The organism is Nocardia sp. NPDC050412 (assembly GCF_044458825.1).
Lineage (GTDB): Bacteria > Actinomycetota > Actinomycetes > Mycobacteriales > Mycobacteriaceae > Nocardia.
Window position 1 is genome coordinate 155,738 of sequence record NZ_JBITIJ010000006.1, and the last position, 21,350, is coordinate 177,087.

General features: G+C 66.4%; 23 protein-coding genes and 1 pseudogene. 14 read left to right on the forward strand and 10 right to left on the reverse strand.

The window, feature by feature from the left end:
• Positions 1-3 precede the first annotated feature (3 nt).
• Genes ACIBI6_RS18395 through ACIBI6_RS18405 form a run of 3 tightly spaced genes read left to right on the forward strand, consistent with a single transcriptional unit; the run spans position 4 to position 2,524 of the window.
• Entirely contained in the window at positions 4-1,152 is a 1,149-nt protein-coding gene (locus ACIBI6_RS18395; RefSeq protein ID WP_364344294.1) for an ATP-binding cassette domain-containing protein, read from the forward strand.
• A complete protein-coding gene (locus tag ACIBI6_RS18400) occupies positions 1,149-1,811 on the forward strand; it encodes an ABC transporter permease (RefSeq protein ID WP_364344297.1) in 663 nt (220 codons plus the stop codon). The genes ACIBI6_RS18395 and ACIBI6_RS18400 overlap by 4 nt, the downstream gene beginning before the upstream one ends.
• The gene (locus ACIBI6_RS18405; RefSeq protein WP_364344300.1) at positions 1,808-2,524 is read left to right on the forward strand and encodes an ABC transporter permease; all 717 of its coding nucleotides are present in this window, start codon (positions 1,808-1,810) and stop codon (positions 2,522-2,524) included. Before ACIBI6_RS18400 ends, ACIBI6_RS18405 begins: the two co-directional genes overlap by 4 nt.
• 3 nt (positions 2,525-2,527) lie before the next feature.
• Here the strand turns inward: ACIBI6_RS18405 and ACIBI6_RS18410 are convergent, their stop codons facing one another.
• A complete protein-coding gene (locus ACIBI6_RS18410; RefSeq protein WP_364344303.1) occupies positions 2,528-2,965 on the reverse strand; it encodes a MarR family transcriptional regulator in 438 nt (145 codons plus the stop codon).
• Between the two features lie 91 nt (positions 2,966-3,056).
• On the opposite strand from ACIBI6_RS18410, the gene ACIBI6_RS18415 reads away from it, so the two are divergent.
• The gene (locus ACIBI6_RS18415) at positions 3,057-3,692 is read left to right on the forward strand and encodes a maleylpyruvate isomerase family mycothiol-dependent enzyme (protein WP_364344306.1); all 636 of its coding nucleotides are present in this window, start codon (positions 3,057-3,059) and stop codon (positions 3,690-3,692) included.
• Positions 3,693-3,840: 148 nt separating this feature from the next.
• Complete coding sequence (locus tag ACIBI6_RS18420) at positions 3,841-4,257, forward strand: CBS domain-containing protein (protein ID WP_364344609.1); 417 nt, start codon at positions 3,841-3,843, stop codon at positions 4,255-4,257.
• 63 nt (positions 4,258-4,320) lie between these two features.
• On the opposite strand, the gene ACIBI6_RS18425 is transcribed toward ACIBI6_RS18420, so the two are convergent.
• From ACIBI6_RS18425 to ACIBI6_RS18440, 4 genes are all read right to left on the reverse strand, one after another.
• Positions 4,321-5,517 carry an NADP-dependent malic enzyme gene (locus tag ACIBI6_RS18425; protein WP_396957186.1) on the reverse strand — a complete coding sequence of 399 codons (1,197 nt, stop codon included), beginning with the start codon at positions 5,515-5,517 and terminating at the stop codon, positions 4,321-4,323.
• A 473-nt stretch (positions 5,518-5,990) separates the two neighbouring features.
• Positions 5,991-7,556 carry an FAD-binding protein gene (locus ACIBI6_RS18430; RefSeq protein ID WP_396957188.1) on the reverse strand — a complete coding sequence of 522 codons (1,566 nt, stop codon included), beginning with the start codon at positions 7,554-7,556 and terminating at the stop codon, positions 5,991-5,993.
• A 50-nt stretch (positions 7,557-7,606) separates the two neighbouring features.
• On the reverse strand, positions 7,607-7,873 hold the full coding sequence (locus ACIBI6_RS18435) for a hypothetical protein (protein ID WP_364344315.1): 267 nt from the start codon (positions 7,871-7,873) through the stop codon (positions 7,607-7,609).
• Complete coding sequence (locus ACIBI6_RS18440) at positions 7,870-8,724, reverse strand: PHP domain-containing protein (protein ID WP_396957190.1); 855 nt, start codon at positions 8,722-8,724, stop codon at positions 7,870-7,872. Before ACIBI6_RS18440 ends, ACIBI6_RS18435 begins: the two co-directional genes overlap by 4 nt.
• Before the next feature lie 62 nt (positions 8,725-8,786).
• Between ACIBI6_RS18440 and ACIBI6_RS18445 the strand changes: the two genes are divergently transcribed.
• The gene (locus ACIBI6_RS18445) at positions 8,787-9,863 is read left to right on the forward strand and encodes a magnesium and cobalt transport protein CorA (protein WP_364344321.1); all 1,077 of its coding nucleotides are present in this window, start codon (positions 8,787-8,789) and stop codon (positions 9,861-9,863) included.
• Between the two features lie 3 nt (positions 9,864-9,866).
• Here ACIBI6_RS18445 and ACIBI6_RS18450 read toward each other — a convergent pair whose 3' ends face one another.
• From ACIBI6_RS18450 to ACIBI6_RS18460, 3 genes are read right to left on the reverse strand one after another with little or no spacing between them, the layout of a single operon-like run.
• Positions 9,867-10,448, reverse strand: coding sequence for a suppressor of fused domain protein (locus tag ACIBI6_RS18450; protein WP_396957191.1), 582 nt, complete (start codon positions 10,446-10,448; stop codon positions 9,867-9,869).
• Positions 10,449-10,452: 4 nt separating this feature from the next.
• Entirely contained in the window at positions 10,453-10,944 is a 492-nt protein-coding gene (locus ACIBI6_RS18455) for a general stress protein (RefSeq protein WP_062993263.1), read from the reverse strand.
• A 12-nt stretch (positions 10,945-10,956) separates the two neighbouring features.
• Complete coding sequence (locus ACIBI6_RS18460; protein ID WP_364344328.1) at positions 10,957-11,928, reverse strand: CoA ester lyase; 972 nt, start codon at positions 11,926-11,928, stop codon at positions 10,957-10,959.
• 64 nt (positions 11,929-11,992) lie between these two features.
• Between ACIBI6_RS18460 and ACIBI6_RS18465 the strand changes: the two genes are divergently transcribed.
• The 5 genes from ACIBI6_RS18465 (at position 11,993) to ACIBI6_RS18485 (ending at position 17,631) form a co-directional block, all read left to right on the forward strand.
• Positions 11,993-13,300: a magnesium transporter MgtE N-terminal domain-containing protein gene (locus ACIBI6_RS18465; protein WP_364344331.1), complete on the forward strand. Its 1,308-nt coding sequence runs from the start codon at positions 11,993-11,995 to the stop codon at positions 13,298-13,300.
• Positions 13,290-13,883 carry a DUF1003 domain-containing protein gene (locus ACIBI6_RS18470; protein ID WP_364344334.1) on the forward strand — a complete coding sequence of 198 codons (594 nt, stop codon included), beginning with the start codon at positions 13,290-13,292 and terminating at the stop codon, positions 13,881-13,883. Before ACIBI6_RS18465 ends, ACIBI6_RS18470 begins: the two co-directional genes overlap by 11 nt.
• A 118-nt stretch (positions 13,884-14,001) precedes the next feature.
• On the forward strand, positions 14,002-15,471 hold the full coding sequence (locus ACIBI6_RS18475; RefSeq protein WP_364344337.1) for a lytic murein transglycosylase: 1,470 nt from the start codon (positions 14,002-14,004) through the stop codon (positions 15,469-15,471).
• Positions 15,472-15,611: 140 nt separating this feature from the next.
• The gene (locus ACIBI6_RS18480; protein WP_364344340.1) at positions 15,612-16,475 is read left to right on the forward strand and encodes a lytic murein transglycosylase; all 864 of its coding nucleotides are present in this window, start codon (positions 15,612-15,614) and stop codon (positions 16,473-16,475) included.
• 19 nt (positions 16,476-16,494) lie between these two features.
• The gene (locus tag ACIBI6_RS18485; protein ID WP_364344343.1) at positions 16,495-17,631 is read left to right on the forward strand and encodes an Mrp/NBP35 family ATP-binding protein; all 1,137 of its coding nucleotides are present in this window, start codon (positions 16,495-16,497) and stop codon (positions 17,629-17,631) included.
• A gap of 27 nt (positions 17,632-17,658) precedes the next feature.
• Here the strand turns inward: ACIBI6_RS18485 and ACIBI6_RS18490 are convergent, their stop codons facing one another.
• Positions 17,659-18,078, reverse strand: a complete 420-nt coding sequence (locus ACIBI6_RS18490) for an MFS transporter (RefSeq protein ID WP_396957192.1) — start codon at positions 18,076-18,078, stop codon at positions 17,659-17,661.
• Between the two features lie 532 nt (positions 18,079-18,610).
• On the opposite strand from ACIBI6_RS18490, the pseudogene ACIBI6_RS18495 reads away from it, so the two are divergent.
• A pseudogene (locus ACIBI6_RS18495) lies at positions 18,611-18,889 on the forward strand (DivIVA domain-containing protein); the annotation flags it as partial.
• A 924-nt stretch (positions 18,890-19,813) separates the two neighbouring features.
• On the opposite strand, the gene ACIBI6_RS18500 reads toward ACIBI6_RS18495, so the two are convergent.
• Positions 19,814-20,389, reverse strand: coding sequence for a hypothetical protein (locus ACIBI6_RS18500; protein ID WP_396957367.1), 576 nt, complete (start codon positions 20,387-20,389; stop codon positions 19,814-19,816).
• Positions 20,390-20,412: 23 nt separating this feature from the next.
• On the opposite strand from ACIBI6_RS18500, the gene ACIBI6_RS18505 reads away from it, so the two are divergent.
• Both ACIBI6_RS18505 and ACIBI6_RS18510 read left to right on the forward strand, forming a co-directional pair.
• On the forward strand, positions 20,413-20,994 hold the full coding sequence (locus ACIBI6_RS18505) for a DNA-3-methyladenine glycosylase I (protein WP_396957193.1): 582 nt from the start codon (positions 20,413-20,415) through the stop codon (positions 20,992-20,994).
• Between the two features lie 180 nt (positions 20,995-21,174).
• Positions 21,175-21,342, forward strand: a complete 168-nt coding sequence (locus ACIBI6_RS18510; RefSeq protein WP_011211259.1) for a DUF3117 domain-containing protein — start codon at positions 21,175-21,177, stop codon at positions 21,340-21,342.
• Positions 21,343-21,350 lie beyond the last annotated feature (8 nt).

Consider the following 21,350-nt stretch of genomic DNA (forward strand, 5'->3'; position numbering starts at 1 on the left):
AGCGTGTCCGATATCGAATTCAGTCGTATCAGCAAGACCTATCCCGACGGCACGCATGCCGTCTCCGAACTCGAGCTGCGCATCGAATCCGGCTCGTTCACCGTCTTCGTCGGACCATCGGGCTGCGGTAAGACCACCTCGATGCGCATGATCAACCGGATGATCACGCCCAGTTCGGGCACCATCACCGTTGGCGGCGCGGATATTTCGACGGTGAATCCAGTGCAGCTGCGGCTCGGTATCGGCTACGTGATCCAGAGCGCCGGACTCCTCCCGCACCGCACGGTCGTCGACAACGTCGCGACAGTGCCTGTGCTGCAGGGGGTTCGGCGTCGCGCGGCCCGTATGGCCGCACTCGAGGTGCTGGACCGGGTCGGGTTGGACCGATCGCTGGCCAACCGGTATCCGGCCCAGCTCTCCGGCGGACAACAGCAGCGGGTAGGGGTGGCCAGGGCGCTGGCCGCCGATCCGCCCGTGCTGTTGATGGACGAACCGTTCAGTGCGGTCGATCCTGTGGTGCGCGAGGAGTTGCAGGCCGAAATGCTGCGGCTGCAAGCCGAATTGCACAAAACGATTGTCTTCGTCACCCATGACATCGACGAGGCGGTGAAACTCGGCGACCGGATCGCGGTATTCGGACCGGGTGGCGTCCTGCAGCAGTACGACGAACCGCAGCGCGTACTCGCCGCGCCCGCAACCGATTTCGTGGCCGGCTTCGTCGGACGTGATCGCGGCTATCGCGCACTGTCGTTCCGCAGCGCGGATAGCCTGACACTGCACGAGATTCACACCGCGACCGAACCCGAACTCGCCGAATTGCGCCTGGACCAGGGCGAATGGGTATTGGTGGTCACCGATTCCGGTGTTCCGCGCGGGTGGATCGATGTCACCGGTGTGGAAAGCATTCGGGCCGGGCGGGCGTTGCACGACAGCATCGCCGCGGGTGGTTCACTCTTCCCGCCGGACGGCGATCTCCGGCAGGCGCTGGACGCGGCGATCTCCTCGCCGTCGGGAATCGGTGTCGCCGTTGACGATTTCGGTGCGGCCCGTGGCGGTATCCGGGCTCCGGAAGTACTCGAGCAGCTCGCCGGACAGCGCACACTGGAGGACGACGAGCGCAATCGGCATTTCTTCGAAACCGAAAACGCATGAAGTATCTGATCGACAACTTCTCCGAGATCATGGGTTTCACCAGGACCCACCTTTATCTCGCATTGGTGCCGCTACTGCTCGGGCTGATCATCGCGATTCCGGTGGGCGCGTTGGTGCGCCGGATTTCCTGGCTGCGGCGCGTCACGGTGACGGTGGCCAGCCTGTCGTACACGATTCCGTCGCTCGCCCTGTTCGTGATCATTCCGCCGCTGGCCGGAATTTCGACCATCGATCCGTTGAATGTGATAATCGCGCTCACCGTGTATTCGACGGCGCTGCTGGTGATCGCGGTGCCGACGGCGCTGGATTCGGTGTCGCCCACGGTCATCGACGCCGCCGACGCGGTGGGCTTCAGTTCGCTGCGGCGCACCGTGACCGTCGATATGCCGTTGGCCATACCGGTTTTCGTTTCCAGCCTGCGCGTGGTGGTGGTCACCAATATCGCCATGGTTTCGGTCGGCGCGCTGATCGGGGTCGGCGGGCTCGGCAAACTCTTCACCCAGGGCTATCAGCGCGACTATCCGGACGAGATCATCGCGGGCATCATCGTCACGCTGGCGCTGGCCCTGATCTTCGACCGCCTGGTGTACGCCATCGGACGCTGGGCGACCCCGTGGACGCGTGCGGACACCAGGACCGCGAAAGGCGCTGCGACATGAACCTTTTCATCGATGCCTGGCACTACCTCACCGCCAGCGCGAACTGGACCGGCCCGGCAGGTATCCAACACCGCATCGCCGAGCACCTTTGGTACAGCTTCCTGACCGTCGTCGTCTCCGCGGCGGTCGCGGTCCCGCTCGGGCTCGTGATCGGGCACACCCGCCGCGGTTCCGCGGTGCTGGTCGGATTCGCCAACGCCATGCGCGCCCTGCCCACCCTCGGCCTGCTGACCTTCCTGGTGCTCGGCCTCGGACTCGGCCTGATTCCGCCCCTGCTCGCACTCGTCACGGTCGGTATTCCGCCACTGCTGGCCGGTGCTTACGCCGGAATCGCCAATGTCGCGACAGATGTCGTGGACGCCTCACGCGCCATGGGCATGACCGAGCGCCAGATCCTTTTCCGCGTCGAGGTCCCCAACGCGCTGCCGATCCTGCTCACCGGTCTGCGCGGGGCTACCCTCCAGGTCATCGCCACCGCCACCATCGCCGCCTTCGTCAACCTGGGCGGTCTCGGCCGCTACATCTTCGACGGCATCGCCGTCTACCGCTACGACCGCGTCCTCGTGGGAGCACTGCTGGTCGCGGTCCTCGCCATGGTTATGGACGGCCTGCTGGCCTTCGCGGTCTGGGCCAGCGCCCCCGGCACCGGTCGCCTGCGCCGCGCCTCTCAGCTGCCCGTCACCCCCGCCGGAATCCTGCAGACCACGGACTAGGGCTCAGGCATAGGGATCGGTGATCTCGCGCAGCCGGGCCAATATGTCGCGCAACTGCCGCATGCGCTGCGCACCGAGGTGCGTCGCCCACTCGGCCTCGATCCGGTCGGCGACGGAGTTCGCGTACGCCGCCATCTTCACCCCGCGTTCGGACAGCACGACCAACCGCGCCCGACCGTCGCTCGGGTCCGGCACCCGCCGCACATAGCCGGCGCGTTCGAGCTGATCGACAAGGAATCCGGCGGTTTGCTTGGTGACCTGGGCCTGCTCGGCCAACTCGGTCAGGCGGCTGCCATCGGCGCCGATACGCGCCGCGAGCCGCCCCTGGGCGACGGTGACATCGTCGTATCCGGACTCGGCGAGGTCGGCGAAGATCCGGTCCTCCATCGATCGGTGGGCGATGAACATCAGCAGGCCCACATTCATATCGCCGTCGGCCATCCCGCTCCTTGACTTTGGTCAAATAAGCTTACTACATTGATAAGCCTATCTGACCAATCCTACGTGCGGTCCGAACCCCGGGGAGCGCACTATGGACCGCGAAACCTGTTGGCAGACCATCGAACAGCAGCGGCGCGCGATTGCCGACCTGCTGGCCGACCTCTCGGCCGACGAATGGGAAACGCAGTCGTTGTGCGCGGGCTGGCGAGTCCGGGAGGTCGCCGCACACATCGCGCTGACACCACAACCACCCTCGATCGGCGTCATGCTGGGCACCGGGATCCGCGCGCGCGGGAACTACAACCGGTTCATCGATGACCTGACCAGGCGCTACGCGCAACATCCAGCCGCAGAAATCGTTTCGGCGATCCGCGACAACGCCGGCTCCCGCGAGCTGCCCAAGCTCACCAACTATCGCAACATCCTGTTCGACACCATGGTGCACGGCCAGGACATCGCGATACCGCTGGCACGCACGATCGGCATCGAACCAGCGGCCGCGGCGGCCGCGACCGGTCATGCGGTAACCATCGGATGGCCGGTATGGGATAAACACCGCCTCGACGGAGTCCGCTTGGTCGCCTCCGACGTCGACTGGACCCACGGCAGCGGACCCGAGATCCACGGCCCGATCACCGCGCTATTACTCCTGGCCACCGGCCGCACAGCGGCAATGGACCTGCTCACCGGCGACGGCGTCGCGTCGATGACCGCTCGCCTGCGCTGACCGACCAGGCATTGACCAATGATGTGACATGGGTCACGATGTGACGTGGCCGCAGAAGTTTGCTTCGCGGATGCTCGCTCGATCGCGGAGCCGAATTCTGCGGGATCACTCATCCGAGACCAGGAGGCGTACCGTGAAAAGTCGCTCTATGAAGGCGCGCGACATCATGCACGAAAACGCGGAGTGGATCCCCGCCGACGAAACGCTGGATCGGGCCGCGCAGATGATGCGCAGGCTGGATATCGGCGCATTGCCGATCGGCAGCGACGACCGGCTTGTCGGCATGCTGACCGATCGCGACATCGTCGTGAAATGCATTGCGATGGGCCATGATCCGAGCAAGATCCGGGCCGGGGATCTGGCCGAGGGCACCCCGCGCTGGATATCGGCCGATGCCGATGTCCGTCAGGTGCTGGACATGATGGAGCACGACCGGATCAAACGACTGCCGGTGATCGACGACAAGAAGCGACTCGTCGGCATGATCTGCGAATCCGATATCGCCAAGAACCTCAGCGATGCCGAAATCGCAGAATTCGTTTCGGCGGTCTTCGTTCCCCACTGATCAACGCGCACAACGCAATACGGGGCTGCTCACCGAGTGAGCAGCCCCGTATTTTCGGTCGAATTACGCGACGCCCTCCGCGCGAGCGGCGGCGGCCACAGCCTCGGCGACGGCCGGCGCGACCCGCGGGTCGAGCGGGCTCGGCACGATCTTGTCCGGGGCGAGCTCATCGGCGACCACGCTGAGGATGGCATCGGCGGCGGCGATCTTCATGCCCTCGGTGATGCGGCGCGCACCCGCGTCCAGCGCGCCCTTGAAGACGCCGGGGAACGCGAGGACATTGTTGATCTGGTTCGGGAAGTCGCTGCGCCCGGTGGCCACGATCGCGGCGTACTTGTGCGCGACATCGGGGTGGATCTCCGGATTCGGGTTCGACATGGCGAACACGATCGACTCCGGCGCCATCGAGGCGATCAGCTCTTCGGCGATGGTGCCCGCGGAGAGTCCGAGGAACACATCGGCACCGGCCAGCGCCTCGGCCGCACCACCGGCGAGCCCGCGCGGGTTGGTGCGCTGTGCCAGTTCGGCCTTTACCGCGTTGAGATCGCCGCGCTCGATGTTGACGATGCCCTTGGAATCGAGCACGATCACGTCCTTGACGCCCGCCGCGAGCAGGATATTCGTGCACGCCACACCGGCCGCACCGGCGCCGGACACCACGACCTTCATGTCGTCGATGGCACGACCTTGCACTTTGGCCGCGCCGTTGAGGGCGGCGAGCACCACGATGGCGGTGCCGTGCTGGTCGTCGTGCATGACCGGGCAGTCCAGGGCCTCGATGAGCCGCTGCTCGATCTCGAAGCAGCGCGGCGCCGAGATGTCCTCCAGGTTCACCGCGCCGAAGCTCGGGCGCAGCCGGATGATGGTCTCCACGATCTCGTCGACGTCCTTGGTGTCCAGGACGATCGGGATCGAGTTCAGTCCGGCGAACTTCTTGAACAGCGCAGCCTTGCCCTCCATCACGGGCAGCGAACCGCGCGGGCCGATGTCGCCGAGGCCGAGCACCGCGGTGCCGTCACTGACCACCACGACGAGCCGGTCGGTCCAGGTGTAGCGCTTGCACAGCGCCTCATCCTCCGCGATGGCCAGGCTGACCTTCGCAACGCCAGGGGTGTAGGCGATGGAAAGGTCGCGCTGGGTCTCCAGCGGTGCGGTGAGTTCGACCGAGAGCTTGCCGCCTAGGTGGCCCGCGAAAATTTCTTCTTGGGTGATTTCTGAAAGGCTTGCGGTGGCATTCGCTGCGTCAGTCACAGGTGACACGATTTCACTCCTGATCGGGTCGGACAAGCCGGGGAACGGGTTACCGCCGGGTAATGGGTATTAGGTATTTCACACGCTCATCGAGTGCGCTGACCGGGACGTTTCGCGTCGGAACGAAAGCACCGGAAATCCGATGATCCGATATCGAAACGTGGCGCGGCACTGATCCGCAGAGCGAGAGCCGGACGGGTGTGTCCGTGTAGAACATGCAGATCATTTCAAGCGACCCGCAAGCAATCGCTAGCGATGGGGATCCTCGGGTCGCGACGGTGCGTCGCGAGGCGGTGATCGCCGTTGTTCCCGAACCCGGCGGTGGCGTAGGCGGGAATCCGCAACATTCTGCCAGCCGGACGGACGCATTGCCAAACCGGCGTGTCGTGTCCCGGCCTGGCGTCATCTTTCGAGGGTAGGTCGCTGGAATTACCAGGGAGTAAGCAGAAACTCGCAGTTCGGCTGCCGTATCCGGTGAGCTGTCACATCGGCAGCGGATCGGCAGCGGTGAGCTCCGGGGCGGGCATCATATCGGCAACTGCCTGGCGTGTGTCCGAGCGTACCCATACCGTTTCGAGTCCGCCGGAGGTCAGCCGCACCCGCCAAGCGGCCGCTGCGCCGGGATGATCGGTGCGCCGGTGCATACCGCGGCTCTCCGTGCGCGCGAGCGCACTGTATTTGGTCCAGCGCGCCACCGCCAGTAGCGCCGCCGCCTGTCTGGCCCGCAACCGTTGCACGCCGAAGCCGCCGAGGTCGAATTCGGCGCCCGGCCACATGGCATCGAGTTCACCGATGCTGTCGCGCAAACTCCCGGCGCTGCGCCAGTAGCTGCGCCGCAATGGCAACGTGTGCTCCTGAACCAGCCCGACCACTGCGCGCGGATCGATGCGAGCCACCGGATTCAGTCCCGCACCGGCCACCTCGCGCACCGGACCGGTCACGCCGCGCCCACGTGCGAATCGCGCGGCGCCCTTTCCCGCCCATACGCCCGAGGCGATGGCCCATGCTCCGCCCTGACCGCCGAAGCCGCCGACCGCGCCGGTTATCGGCTCGCGCGTCATCACATCACCCGCGCCGTAGAGTCCGGCCACCGTGGTCGCGCAGTCCGTCCCGGCGATGCACAACCCACCGGTCCCGCGGACCGTGCCCTCGAGCACCGCGCGCAACGGCACCCGGCGGGTATGGTCGACCAATCCCTGTCTGGACAGCCAGCGCCGGACCGGGTACGGCACATCGTCCAAGGCCGCGTAGATCCGATGGCCATCGGCGATCGCGTTGAATGCCGCGGAGCGATGCCCGGTGATCTCCGTGCCGGATTCGTCGTAGAGCGTTGCGAAATGCAGAGCAAGCCCGGGAGCGAAGGCGCTGTCGCGGGAGACAGCCGGTGCGAGACCGTAGGCGCTGGAGAATTCCATGCCCGACAGTCGCGCGCCCGCCTCGGCGGCCAGCAGCAGTCCGTCGCCGGTATCCACATCGGTGCCCGCACCGCCGGAGAGGAAGGCGCAGCCGCCGGTGGCGACGACGACGGCCCCGGCCCGGATGGTCCATGGCCGAAAGCCGTTGTGCCGCTGCACACCGACCGCACCGGCGACCACACCGTCACGATCGACGAGCAGTTGCAGCCCGGGATGATGATCGAGAATGCGCACCCCGGCTTCGAGCAGGCCGCGGCGCAATCGGAGCAGATAGCCCGAGCCGTCCAGGCATACGCGCAATGACGTGCCACCGTTGGCCTCACCCGGAAACCGATAACCCCAGGCCACCAACTGTTCGACCCGCCGGTGCGTCTCGTCGAGCACCCGCAGCATCCACTCCGGTTCGGCGAGCCCGCCGCCGTGCGCATATGCGCGGCGCACCGCCTCATCCCGCGCGGCGCCCGGTGGGATATTCCACAGCGAAGTCGTCCCGGCGGCGGTCGGCCCGCTCGCACCACAGCGGCTCTTGTCGACGAGCGCAACCCGTGCGCCCGCGGCGGCGGCCGAGATGGCGGCCCAGGTCCCGGCGGGACCACCGCCGAGCACGAGCACATCCGTCTCGAAATCCGTCACAAAAGAAATGTTCGGCCACAATTCACGCGGCCGCAACCATTACAGATTTATCAGCTCCACCACTGCGTCCACAGCAATATCGCGGCGACAATAAAAACGACCACCGATCCGGAAAAAGCTGCCAACCCGCGATGTCGATCCGAAAAAAGCTGTGCGCCGAGGCCGATCGCCGAGGTGACCACATGCCAGGTCACCGATTCGCCGCCGGGTCCGGGAAAGCCACGCCGAGCAGCGATTACCGCAGTACCCACAACGACCAGGGCCAGCACGAACATCCCACCGGCGACGATTCCGCTGAGTCCGCGCAGCACTCTCACGAGGCGATCACCGGCACGCCCGTCGCTTTGCCCGCGAGTTCCTCGAATTGCGCGGGATCGGTGGTGAATTCACCTAGCCGGATGGTTTTGTTGGATCCGTGATAGTCCGACGAACCGGTTGTGATGAGACCGAGTTCGGCAGCCAACTCCGTGAGCAGCGCGCGATCGGCCGCGGAATGATCCGGGTGATCGACTTCGAGCCCGCCGAGTCCGAGGGTGGCCAGTTCGCGAATATCGTCGATCGCCAGCAGCCGCCCGCGCTTACGCGCCCGGGTATGTGCCAGCACACTGACCCCGCCTGCGGTCGCGATCATTTCGACGGCCCGGCGCAGCGGCGTATCCGCCTTCTCCGCGTAGTAGCGGCCGTGCGGTGCCAGCAATTCGGTGAAGGCCGAGTCCACAGTCGGCACCACACCGGCCGCGACGAGCGCGCGTGCCAGATGCGGGCGCCCCGCCGATGGTCCGGCCGAAGCCAGCACCGCGTCCGGATCGATCGGTAGTCCGTCAGCGCGCATGCGCTCGGCCATGGCGCGCAACCGCTCGACCCGTTCGGCGCGCAAACGTTCCCGTTCGTCGGCGAAACTCCGGTCGGTCGGGTCGAAGAGGTACGCGAGCAGATGCACCGGGACCGGCCATCCGTCCTCACCGAGCCCGATACACGACATCTCTATGCCCCGCACCAGCGTCAATCCCTTCGGCAGCGCGTCGACCGCCGCGGCCCAGCCGGCGGTGGTGTCGTGGTCGGTGATCGCGAGGACATCCAGACCGGCCGCCGCCGCGTTGCGGACGAGTTCGGCCGGGGTATCGGTGCCGTCGGACGCGGTCGAATGGGTATGCAGGTCGATGCGCACGCCTTCTTTCATACCGTGCGCTCGCAGGGCGCACGCACGCGCACGCGACGTAGCATCGGGCGGTGCCATCGATTCCGCCGCTACCGTCTTTCCGCAGCCAAGGCCGAGCGCGGACGCAACTGCCCCGTATCCCGGTCCCCACCGCGCGTGCGGTGGTCGACTGCGCCGTGTACGTCGACGGCAGGCGCCTGCCCGGCCACTTCAGCCATGCCGATGCGATGGCCGAGGTCAGCAATCGCGGAACCGGATTCGTATGGGTCGGACTGCACGACCCGGACGAGTACCAGATGGCCGATATCGCCAAGGTCTTCGACCTGCACCCGTTGGCCGTCGAGGACGTCATCCACGCTCATCAGCGGCCGAAGCTGGAACGCTACGACGACACCTTGTTTCTCGTCCTGCGCACCGTCAGCTACGTCCCGCACGAAATCCACTCGGTCAGTGAGATCGTCGAAACCGGCGACATCATGGTCTTCACCGGACCCAATTTCACGGTGACCGTCCGACACGGCGAGCACACCGGACTCGCCAGTGTCCGAAAAGAATTGGAGGATCACCCCGACCAGCTCATACTCGGTCCCGGCGCGGTGCTACACGCAGTCGCCGACCACGTTGTGGATTCCTATGTGGCGGTAGCGCAGTCGGTAGAGAACGATATCGACGAGATGGAAGAAGAGGTCTTCACGCCGCGCAGCACGGTGACCATCGAATCGATCTACCAGCTCAAGCGAGAGGTCGTGGAGCTGCGTCGCGCGGTGAATCCGCTCGGCACCGCGCTCGAGGCACTCGGCCGCAACACTGCAATGCCGTTGCCCAAAGAGGTTCGGCGCTATCTGCGCGATGTCGGCGATCACCACACCGCGGTGGCCGAGCGGATCAACGATTTCGACGAGGCCCTCAGCGCACTGATCACCGCGGCGCTCGCCAAGGTCGGTGTCCAGCAGAACACTGATATGCGCAAGATCTCTGCGTGGGTCGCGATCGCGGCGGTGCCAACAATGATCGCCGGGATCTACGGGATGAATTTCGAGCATATGCCGGAGCTGAAACAGATCTGGGGCTATCCGGCCGTATTGCTGCTCATCGCGACCATCTGCACCGGCCTGTATGTCAACTTCCACCGCAACAACTGGCTCTGAGATCTACAGCGACGCAGCGCCTCTCGCCGGATCGTGCACATCGATTCCGGCCTCCGCCCACGCATCACGCAATGCCTGCGCACCACGCACCCGCACCCAGGCCGCCTCGGTCGCGGTCACCGGAACCACCGCGAAATACCGCACCGGTTCGGCAGGTTCGGGCAGCGCGACCTCGGGAATATCGCTCTGTCCCAACAACACCGCGGTGAACGGCGCGTCGCGCCACATCGGCTCGCCCAAATCGAGCAGCGCATCCGCCTGCAGCACAACACCTTCCACGGCGGGCGCCGCGACGAGTACACCGAGGGTGCGGGCGAGTCCGGAACTCGGGCCGACCCCGGCACGCAGCGTCAGCACCAGTTCGGCGCGCGGCCCGCGCACCGGATCGGCATGCAGGTCACCGGGATCGCCCATGGGATGACGTGATCCGCCGAGGGTCACGTAGTGCACCAGCTCCTCGCCCGGAATGCGCAGGATCTCGATGGGCTCGAGACCGAGGAAGGTCACCGACGCGGAGTCGACACCCGTCGAGGCGGCACCGAAGTGATCCAGCACCTCGGCGCGGACCTTGTCCACAACCTCCATGCGCTCAGATCGCCAACCGCGCCAGCATGTCCCGAGCCTGCTCGGCCGACTTCGGGTCGCACAGCACGTCATAGCGGCCCGCCACCAACTGCATGGTGGAGGCGAAATCGCGCTGCCCCCTGGTCGCCGCGTACGGGATGGAGGTGGAGATGACGCCGAAGATGATGCCGCCGACCAGGCCGACCAGCACCGGCGCGAACCCGCCGCTTGTGGTGAACAAGCTCAGTAGCAGGCCGAGGAACAGGCCGAGCCACGCGCCCGAAACGACCCCGCCGCCGATCACCTTGCCCCAGGTCAGTCGGTACAACACGCGCTCGACCTGCATCAGGTCCACGCCGACGATAGTCACGTCTTGCACGGGAAACTGGTTGTCGGCCAGGAAATCGACGGCCTTCTGAGCCTCGGCATAGGTCGGATACGAGCCGACCGGCCAGCCCGATGGCGGCGTCGGCAAGCCCTGGCGCGCGCGATTCGAGTTCCCCAAGGGATTCGTCATATCTCTATTCTGCTATTCCGAGCCGGAGTTCGGGGATGTGAAACGCGTGGTCCCCGTCTCTGCGGACCTCAGCATCCCCGCAGCTCTGCCCTTATCAGCGATTACCTGAGCCATCTTGGCGCTCGCCTCATCGATCATTTCGTCGCCGAGCATTACCGCGCCGCGCGCACCGCCCTTTTCGGAGGTGTGGAAGGCGTAGGCATCCAGAATCAACTCGGCGCGATCGTAATCGGCCTGGCGCGGACTGAAAATTTCGTTCGCGGCCTCGATCTGTCCGGGATGCAGCACCCATTTGCCGTCGAAACCGAGTGCGGCGGTGCGCCCCGCCGCCCTGCGGAATCCATCGATATCCCGAATTTGCAGGTAGGGGCCATCGATTGCCTGCAGGCCGTGCGCACGGGCGGCGAGCAGGATGGTCATCAGAATGTGGTGGTAGGCATCGCCGGTGTCATAGCCCTGCGGCTGTTCACCGACCACCAGCGTGCGCATATTGATACTGGCCATGAAGTCGGCCGGACCGAAGACCAGGGTCTGCACCCGCGGGCTCGCGGTGGCGATCTCATCTATATTGCGCAACCCCATGGCGTTCTCGATCTGCGGTTCGATACCGATCCGTCCGACCTCGAGCCCGCTGACCTTCTCCAATTGGGTGAGCAGCAAGTCCAGCGCCTGCACCTGACCGGCGTCGGTCACCTTCGGCAGCAGAATCGCGTCCAGTGCCGCACCCGCGCCCTCGACCACGGTGATCACATCGGCGTAGGTCCACTGGGTGGTCCAATCGTTGACCCGCACCACCCGCAGTTGCTCACCCCAGCCGGTGTCGTTCAGCGCGGCCACGATATTCGCGCGGGCCTCGGCCTTCGCGGCGGGTGCGACCGCATCCTCCAAATCGAGAAAGACCTCGTCGACCGGCAAGCCCTTGGCCTTATCGATCATCTTCTTGCTGCTACCGGGGCAGGCGAGCACCGAGCGGCGCGGCTTCATGATCACTCCCGTCGATCGTGGCATGGTGCGAGTACCGGTCCGCGAACCCTCTAACCTGACAGCCATGGCAGCAACCAGGGTGTACGTCGCCAGGCTGGCCGGACTGGTGGTACTCGGCCCGGACGGCGAGTCTATCGGCCGCATCCGGGACGTCGTCGTGGCCATCCGCTACGACCGCCAGCAACCAAGGGTGCACGGTCTGGTCGTCGAATTGCCGTCCCGGCGCCGGATTTTCGTGCCCATGCTGCGGGTGACCACGATCGAACCCGGTGTTGTCGCGCTCAATACCGGCACGGTGAGCCTGCGGCGCTTCACCCAGCGTCCCGGTGAGATGCTCGCCCTGGCGCAGATCGTGGATTCTTCGGTGCGCGTCGCTGATCCGGATCTGCCGGATCTGGCGGATGTAGATGTGCTCGTTGTCGATCTGGGTATCGAACAAAGCCGGACCAGGGACTGGCGGGTGACCAGGGTCGCGGTCCGCGGACATCGCAGGCTCGGCCGCCGACGGACCGTGCACGTGGTGGACTGGATGCAGGTCAGCGGGCTGACGCCGTACGAGATCGGCAGGCCGGGTCAGGACGTCACCCAACTGCTCGAGCAGTTCGAGGGCCTGCGCCCCGCCGATGTCGCGCATATGCTGCGCGAACTCCCGGAGAAGCGGCGCATTGAGGTGGCGATCGCGCTCGACGACGAGCGACTCGCGGATGTCGTGCAGGAACTTCCCGACGACGACCAGGTCGATCTGCTCGGCCACCTCGAGGTGCGCCGGGCCGCCGACGTGCTCGAGGCGATGGATCCCGACGACGCCGCAGACCTGCTCGGCGAACTGCCGACCGGCGAGCGGGAATCGCTGCTGGCACTGATGGATCCGGAGGAGTCCGAACCGGTCCGCAGGCTGCTCGAGCACTCCCCCGATACCGCCGGTGGTCTGATGACGCCGAAACCGGTGGTCTTGACCCCGGCCACCACCGTCGCCGAAGCGCTCGCCCGGGTGCGCAATCCGGATCTGACACCCGCGCTGGCCACCATGGTGTTCGTGGTGCGGCCGCCGACCGCGACGCCGACCGGCCGCTTCCTCGGCTCGGTGCATTTGCAGCGACTGCTGCGCGAACCCCCGGCACACCTGGTCGGCGGCATTCTCGATACCGATCTGTCGCCGCTGCGCCCCGATGCCCCGCTCGGTGCGGTGACCCGCTATTTCGCGACTTACAACCTGGTTTGCGGTGCGGTGGTGGACGAGGAGAACCACCTGCTCGGCGCGGTCAGTGTGGACGACGTACTCGACCATCTACTACCGGAGGATTGGCGTGAGCAGGAAGATACGGGCCACGACGCGGTCGTCGGCCACGAGGGGGTAGTCGATGCCGAGTGAGAAGAATCCGGCGCGCCAGCGGCTGGAAACGCCGCTGGAATACCGGTTCCGCTTCGACTACGACGCCGAGGCTCTGGCCCGTTCCAGCGAGCGGGTCGCCCGATTCCTCGGCACCGGACGCTATTTGGCGATCCAGACGATTGTGGTGATCGTCTGGATCCTGCTGAACGTCTTCGTAATCGCGCTGCGCTGGGATCCGTATCCGTTCATCCTGCTCAACCTCGCGTTTTCCACCCAGGCCGCATATGCCGCGCCGCTGATCCTGTTAGCCCAGAACAGACAAGACAACCGGGACCGAGTGTCGTTGGAGGAGGACCGAACTCGGGCCGCCCAGACCAAGGCCGATACCGAATTCCTCGCCCGCGAACTCGCGGCGCTGCGGATCGCGGTCGGCGAGGTTGCTACGCGTGACTATTTGCGCCGGGAGTTGGAGGAAATGCGAGAGGTGCTGGACCGGATCGAGGCCGCGCAGTCACCGGATTCCGAGTCGAGCTCCGATAGACCGCCGAAGGCCAATCGCAAGAAAAGCTCCGGCAGAAAGCCGGGCACAGTTCAGGTTTCACCGCCAGTTGCTGACGATTGACAGGAAATGCTCAACAAGCTTGTGACCCACGGGTAACCTGGACGACGTTGTCCCGAGCGGACGGGCGGGGGATGTCCCGGACAGGCGCTCTCACGACGTAGAGGATTGGTGTGGCCGAATGCGAATCTCTGCTCCGATAACCGTCTCGGCGCTGGTCGTGGCTGGTCTTGTGGCCACCGGCTCGGGTACCAATGCCACCCAATCCACCACTCCCGATACCGCCCCCGAGGCATTGCTCGCGGCGTCGACCGGCCCGGATGTCGCCGACGGAACATCCGGCAACACCAGCGAGGCCGCATTGTCCCGGACAGTTGGTCTCCTTCCGGTAACACCCGAGGCCCCCCGCAAACTTCGAGCAATGACTCCGCTTGCCGATGGCACGCCGCTGTTCGCGGGTTCGGTGCCGCTGCATGACATCGCCCTGCCCGCCACCGGTGGCGCGCTCGGCATCCCGGAAATCGTGCTCGCGGCATATCGCAACGCCGAGCTCGCGCTGGAATCCTCGATGCCCGGCTGCGGTCTGTCGTGGAGCCTGCTGGCCGGGATCGGGCGGATCGAATCGTTGCACGCGGGCGGCGGACGCACCGATGCGGCGGGCACCACCGTGACGCCGATTTTCGGACCCGCGCTGGACGGCTCGCTACCGGGCAACGAGGTGATCAAGGCGGCCGACGGCAGTGCGGTGCGCGCGATCGGGCCGATGCAGTTCCTGCCCGGCACCTGGAGCCGGTACGCCGCCGACGGCAACGGTGACGGCATCACCGATCCACACAATGTCTTCGACGCCTCGCTCGCCGCGGGCAAGTACCTGTGCTCGGGCGGGTTGAACCTGCGCGATCCGCAGCAGGAACTGCGCGCGGTGCTGCGCTACAACAACTCCCTCGCCTACGCCGCCAATGTGCTGAGCTGGTCGGCGGCTTACCGCACCGGCGGCACCCCGAGCCAGGTGAGCATCTCGCCCGACCTCATCCCGCCGGGTACCGCGCCGATCACGGCGGGCCCGGATATGTTGGCCGCATCCTCGGCGGCACCGACTACCACAACCACCAAGCCCGAACTGCCGCCGAACACGGTGATCATCCCGACACCGACCGAGGTGATGATCACCATCCCCGGTCTGCCGCCGATCCCGTGTGGCATCTTCTGCCCGCGACCGGTACCCAAGCCGCCATGCGATCCGCAGCAGGTGGCCCCGGCGCAGCTGCCCGCACCCGATGATCCGGCACAGTCGCCCATCGCACCCGCGCAGACCTACGGTGCTGCGGAAAACGGCGAGCCGAAGGATCCTCAGCAGCAGAACCAGCAGCACCCGGATCAGCAGCAGCCGCAGCAGCAACCCGCCAATTGCACTCCCGCTCAACCGGATGCCGTCCAACCGGCGCCCGCACCGAATGCGCAGAATCCGGCGCAATCGCCGGGCGAAACACCGCAGAACACCCCGGAGAAGACACCGGAGCCCGGCGTGGCCGATGCACCGGAGCCGCCGCCGACCGAAGCCGCCACCCCGCCGCCGGCCGCCCCGGGCATCACGCTGCCATTCGGCATCGTGATCCCGCTGCCCGGGCCTGTACCGGCCCCGCAGGGCTGAGACCAGGGCTGATACCGAAGCGACGACGCCACACCGAGGCCCGATAACGAAGCAGTAACAAAAAGGTCTCGAATGCGGTACCCTCTACTTCGTCCATCACGAAGGGCTCGTTATCGAGTCAATTGGAGGGTCACCGCACAGTGGGGCGTCACCGAAAGCAGTCGCCTGCGACGATCAAGCGCAGCTCCGTTATCGCATTGACCGGATTGGTTCCCGCTGGACTGGTGGCTGTCGCCGCGTCCGCGGGCACCGGCGATCCGAGCGAATCGTCTGTCCTGCAACACATTCCGGGGGACGATCAAGAAAACCAGGCGGCGAGATTATCGGTCGCCGCGGAACCGGCGGCGACCGAATTCGTCGCGAACGCAATGGCAAAGCAGGCACCGAGCGCGCCGCCGATCGTGAAAACCGTTGCGCTGCCCGATGGTAGGCAACCGGCCGCACTGCCAGCCGGGCCGCTCGGCATTCCCGGCGTCGCCGTCGCGGCTTATCAGAACGCCGAAAACATACTCGCCGCCGAGAATCCGGTCTGCGGAATTCCGTGGTACATGCTCGCCGGTATCGGCCGGGTCGAATCGACGCACGCCTTCGGCGGTAAGGCCGATGCGGACGGCAATCCGCTGACACCGGTCTACGGTCCCGTGCTCGACGGGAGCCTCGCGGGCAACCACGTCATTCGCGACACCGACGGCGGCGCGCTGGACGGACTCAGCGGATACGACCGCGCGATCGGCCCGATGCAGTTCCTGCCGGAGACCTGGAAGCGCTACGGCGCCGACGGTAACGGCGACGGCATCGCCGATCCGCAGAATCTGTTCGACGCGGCACTGACCGCGGGCCGGTACCTGTGCGACGGCGGGCTGAATATGCGCGATCTCACCCAGCAGACCCGGGCGATCCTGCGCTACAACAACTCCATGGCCTATGTCGCCAATGTGATGGCGTGGGCCGGATCGTATGCCTCCGGCATCGCACCTAAGCCCGGGGACCTGCCGCGAATCTGAGACAACGTAAAATCGTGCCATGCCAGTGGTAACGGAAGCGGATGTGCGGGGAGCCCTCGCGAAGGTCGACGACCCGGAGATCCGCAAACCGATAACCGAACTGGGCATGGTGAAGAGCATCGCGATCGGTGCCGATAGCAATGTCCATATCGAGGTCTACCTGACGACGGCGGGCTGCCCGCTGCGCACCGAGATCACCCAGCGGGTCACCAAGGCGGTGGCCGACGTCGCGGGCGTCGGCGCGGTCACAGTGGACCTCGATGTGATGAGCGATGAGCAGCGCACCAGCCTGCGCAAGCAGTTGCGCGGGGACTCCGCCGACCCGGTTATCCCGTTCGCCCAGCCCGGTTCGCTCACCCGCGTGTACGCGGTGGCCTCTGGTAAGGGCGGCGTCGGAAAGTCCAGTGTCACGGTCAATCTCGCGGCCGCGATGGCCGCGCGCGGACTGTCCGTCGGAGTGCTCGACGCGGATATCTACGGCCACTCGATTCCACGGATGCTCGGTACCGACGCGCGCCCGACACAGGTCGAGCGGATGATCATGCCGCCGCAGTCGCACAATGTGAAGCTGATTTCCATCGCGCAGTTCACCCAGGGCAATACGCCGGTGGTGTGGCGCGGTCCGATGCTGCACCGGGCGCTGCAGCAGTTCCTCGCCGATGTGTTCTGGGGCGATCTCGATGTGCTGCTGCTGGATCTGCCGCCCGGCACCGGCGATGTCGCGATCTCCATCGCACAGCTGATTCCGAATGCGGAGATCCTGGTCGTCACCACCCCGCAGCCCGCGGCCGCCGAGGTCGCCGAGCGCGCCGGTGCGATCGCGCTGCAGACCCGGCAGCGGATCGCGGGCGTCATCGAGAATATGTCCTGGCTCGATCTGCCCGACGGCACCCGAATGGACCTCTACGGTTCCGGCGGCGGCCAATCCGTCGCCGAGCGCCTCACCCGTGCCGTCGGAGCGAATGTGCCACTGCTGGGCCAGATTCCGATCGAGCAGCGGCTGCGCGAGGCAGGCGACGAGGGCACCCCGATCGTATTGTGCGACCCGGAGAATCCGGCTGCCAAGGCGCTGCTCGACGTCGCCGACAAACTCGCGGTGCGACGTCGCGGACTCGCGGGCATGTCACTCGGAATCGACACGACCCGCCACCAATAACCACACACCACACCCGCCGCTCGGGCGCTACCGATACCGACGACAAACCCGCAGTGCGACGCCGCGGACTCGCGGGTATGCCGCTCGGGATCGACACGACCCGCCACCAATAACCACACACCACACCCGCCGCTCGGGCGCTACCGATACCGACGACAAACCCGCAGTGCGACGCCGCGGACTCGCGGGTATGCCGCTCGGTATTGATACGACGCGCCACCCGCAGCCGCGGGCCACCCGGTCCGGCACTCGGACCGGGGATTCCGGAACCACGGTCAGCAGCAGCGGCGTCAGCACGAGAACGAACGCCGCCATGAACCAGAACAGTGCCCGCCAGCCGAAGCTGTCGACGAGTACGCCGCCCAGCAATTGACCCACGACGCCGGTGCACCCGACGCCGGTGCCGATCAGGGCGAGACCGATCGGAACATACTTGCAGCCTGCCATCGCGGGCCGCACATGTCGCCCCATGCCACATCTGCCATCGCACGCCGGGCAAGCCACGACGGGCCGCACGGTCACCGCGGACCGCACTGGCGAACCCAGGCCCACACCGGCATCGCGAACAACGGCCTGCCATCGCGCGCCGCGCCGCCACGACGGGCCGCACAGTCACCATGGAGGGCACTCGTCACCCGGCAGGCCCACACAGGCATCGCGGGCCACCCTGGCGGCTGGGTGAAGCTCGCCTTCGCACGGTGTGGCCGCCCTGCGACGCTTTTCATAATCGCGGGTCCTTGTCGGCCGCAACAGCGCATTGCCGACTCCCGCAACAGCGCAGTCCCGACCCCCGCAACAGCGCAGTCCCGCCCCCCGCAACAGCGCAGTCCCGACCCCCGCAACAGCGCAGTCCCGACTCGGATGGACGGGGCGATCGCACAGGTCGGGCGGGCGACGACATGATCGCTCGCAATTCGAGGTCCATTTTTCGCGGGCGGGCGGATGTCAGGTGTCGGCGTGGGCCAATAAGCTCGGGGACATGCTCACGCTGCTGTTGTACGTGCTGATCGTCGGCTTGATCGCCGCGGTGCTGTTCCTACTCGCCAGTGCGGTCTTCGGGCGAGCTGAGGAACTCGGACCACTGCCCGAGGGAACAACGGCGACCGTGCTGCCCGCCGAGGGCATCAGCGGCGCGGATGTGCGCGCCCTGCGCTTCCAACAGGTGGTGCGTGGCTATAAGGCCGGTGAAGTCGATTGGGCACTTACCCGGCTCGCCGCCAGAATCGACGAGCTGCAGCTCCAACTGGCCGCAGCGCGCGGCACCCATGCCCCGGGCGTCCAGCTTCCGAAGCAGCCCCAGTCGAGCATGCCCCACCAGCAGCCCCAGGCCCCGACCGCGCAACCAAACGGCACGACCACCCAGCCCCAGGCCCCAACTGGCCAACCCCAGATCCCAACTGGCCAGCCCCAAGCACCGACCGCGCAACCTAACGGCACGACCACCCAGCCCCAGGCCCCGACTGGCCAGTCCCAGATACCGACTGTCCAGCCTCAGGTTCCGACTGTCCCGCCGAACGGCTCGGTTACCCCGCAAGCACCGACCGTCCAGCCACCTTCGGCCCCGCGGCAGCCACCGACCTTCCCCCCGAAGGGCACACCGACACAAGCAGCGACCGCACAGCCACCGTTCACCCCGCCGAACGGCACAGCGACCCAGGCACCGATCGCACAACCATCGTCCACACAGCCACAGCCGCCCACCGCTTGGCAGGCCACTCCCTTTCCGCCGAACGGCACGATTGATCCGCCAGTCCCGACCGGCCAACTCCAAGCGCCGACAGACCCGCCGAACGGCTCGATTACTCCGCAGGCACCGGCTGTCCAGCCCCCGGCTGCCCGACCGCAGCCACCGACCGTCCCCCCGAAGGGCACACCGACACAAGCAGCGACCGCACAGCCACCGTTCACCCCGCCGAACGGCACAGCGACCCAGGCACCGATCGCACAACCATCCTCCACACAACCACAGCCACAGCCACAGCCGCCCACCGCCCGGCAGGCCACTCCCCTCCCGCCGAACGGCACGATTGATCCGCCAGTCCCGACCGGCCAACTCCAAGCGCCGACCGTCCCGCCGAACGGCACAACCCAGACTCCGATCGCACAACCAGCGGTCGCCCCGCCACAGCCACTGACAGACACGCCCCAGGCCGGCACAACCCAAGGACCGATCGCACAGCCGTCACTCGCCCCGCTCCAGGTGCCGACTGTCCAGACCACGATTACCCCGCAGGACGGCGCGATCGCCCAGCCGCCGACCATGCAGCACGTCCCGGGCGCGCAGCACGGCCCAACCACACAGCAGCCCCCAACCGCACAGCAGCCCCCGGCCGCGCGGCAAGCCCCAAGCGCACAGCAAGTCCCAACCACACAACAGGCCCCGAGCGCACAGCATGGCCCGGCCACGCAACAAGTCGCGACCGCACAGCAGCACCCGACCGCACAACACGGCCCGACCGTGCAGCAAGTCCCGGCCGCACAACAGGGCCCAACCGCACAACACAGCCCAACCGCACAACACAGCCCTACCGTGCAGCAACACCCGACCGCACAACGCGGGCCGAGCGCGCAGCAAGTCCCAGCCACGCAGCAAGTCCCAGCCACGCAGCAGGTCCCAGCCACGCAGCAGGTCCCAGTCGCACAGCAGGCCCCGACCACGCAGCAAGTCCCAGTCGCACAGCAGTTTCCGACCGCACAGCAGGCCCCGGGCACGCACGAAGTCCCGGGAACGCAGTACGGCCCGTCCGCGCAGCAACACTTGCGATTCGGGGTGGGCCAGTAATGACCGCCGAAATCACCGTGTCTGTGCCGGATGCGACAGAATCCGATGGGAAGATCCGTTGTCCGTGGTCGGAGGGGTCTCAGCTTTACCGGGATTATCACGACAACGAATGGGGCAAACCGCTGCATGGGGATGACGCCATGTTCGAGCGGATGTGTCTCGAGGCATTCCAATCGGGGCTGGCGTGGATCACCATTCTGCGTAAGCGTCCGGCCTTCCGAAGCGCATTTGCCGGGTTCGCGATCGAGCGGGTGGCGGCCTTCGGCGATGACGATGTGGCGCGGCTGTTGGCCGATCCCGGCATCGTCCGCAACCGGGCCAAAATCGAAGCGTCGATCGCCAATGCCAGGGTGGCCGCGGACCTCGATATCGGACTGGACGAGTTGATCTGGTCATTCGCGCCGGCTACTCGGCCACGCCCGCGCGTGATTGCCGAGGTGCCCGCGACCACCCCCGAATCCATAGCTCTGGCAAAAGAATTGAAGCGGCGCGGGTTCCGCTTCGTCGGGCCGACGACCGCCTACGCGTTGATGCAGGCGACCGGAATGGTCGACGACCACCTGATGGATTGCTGGGTCTGAGGAGGGCGGCCCAACACAGGCCGAGCGGTCACATTTCGAACTCAGGTATCCGTCCCCTCCGGCGATAGGGAAGAATGGGACGGGTGTAGCTCGCCAAATGCCGGCGAGCTCACTAGTTGGTGACAACTGGAGTTCCAAGAAAGTGCGCAGCATATCGCGCAGATCTGGAGGGAGCAGAGGATGGCGGCCATGAAGCCCCGCACCGGGGACGGTCCCCTCGAGGCAACCAAGGAAGGGCGTGGAATCGTGATGCGGGTTCCACTCGAGGGTGGCGGGCGTTTGGTCGTTGAGCTCACGCCGGATGAAGCGGCAGCGCTCGGTGACGAACTGAAGAGTGTCACCAGCTAATCCCACAC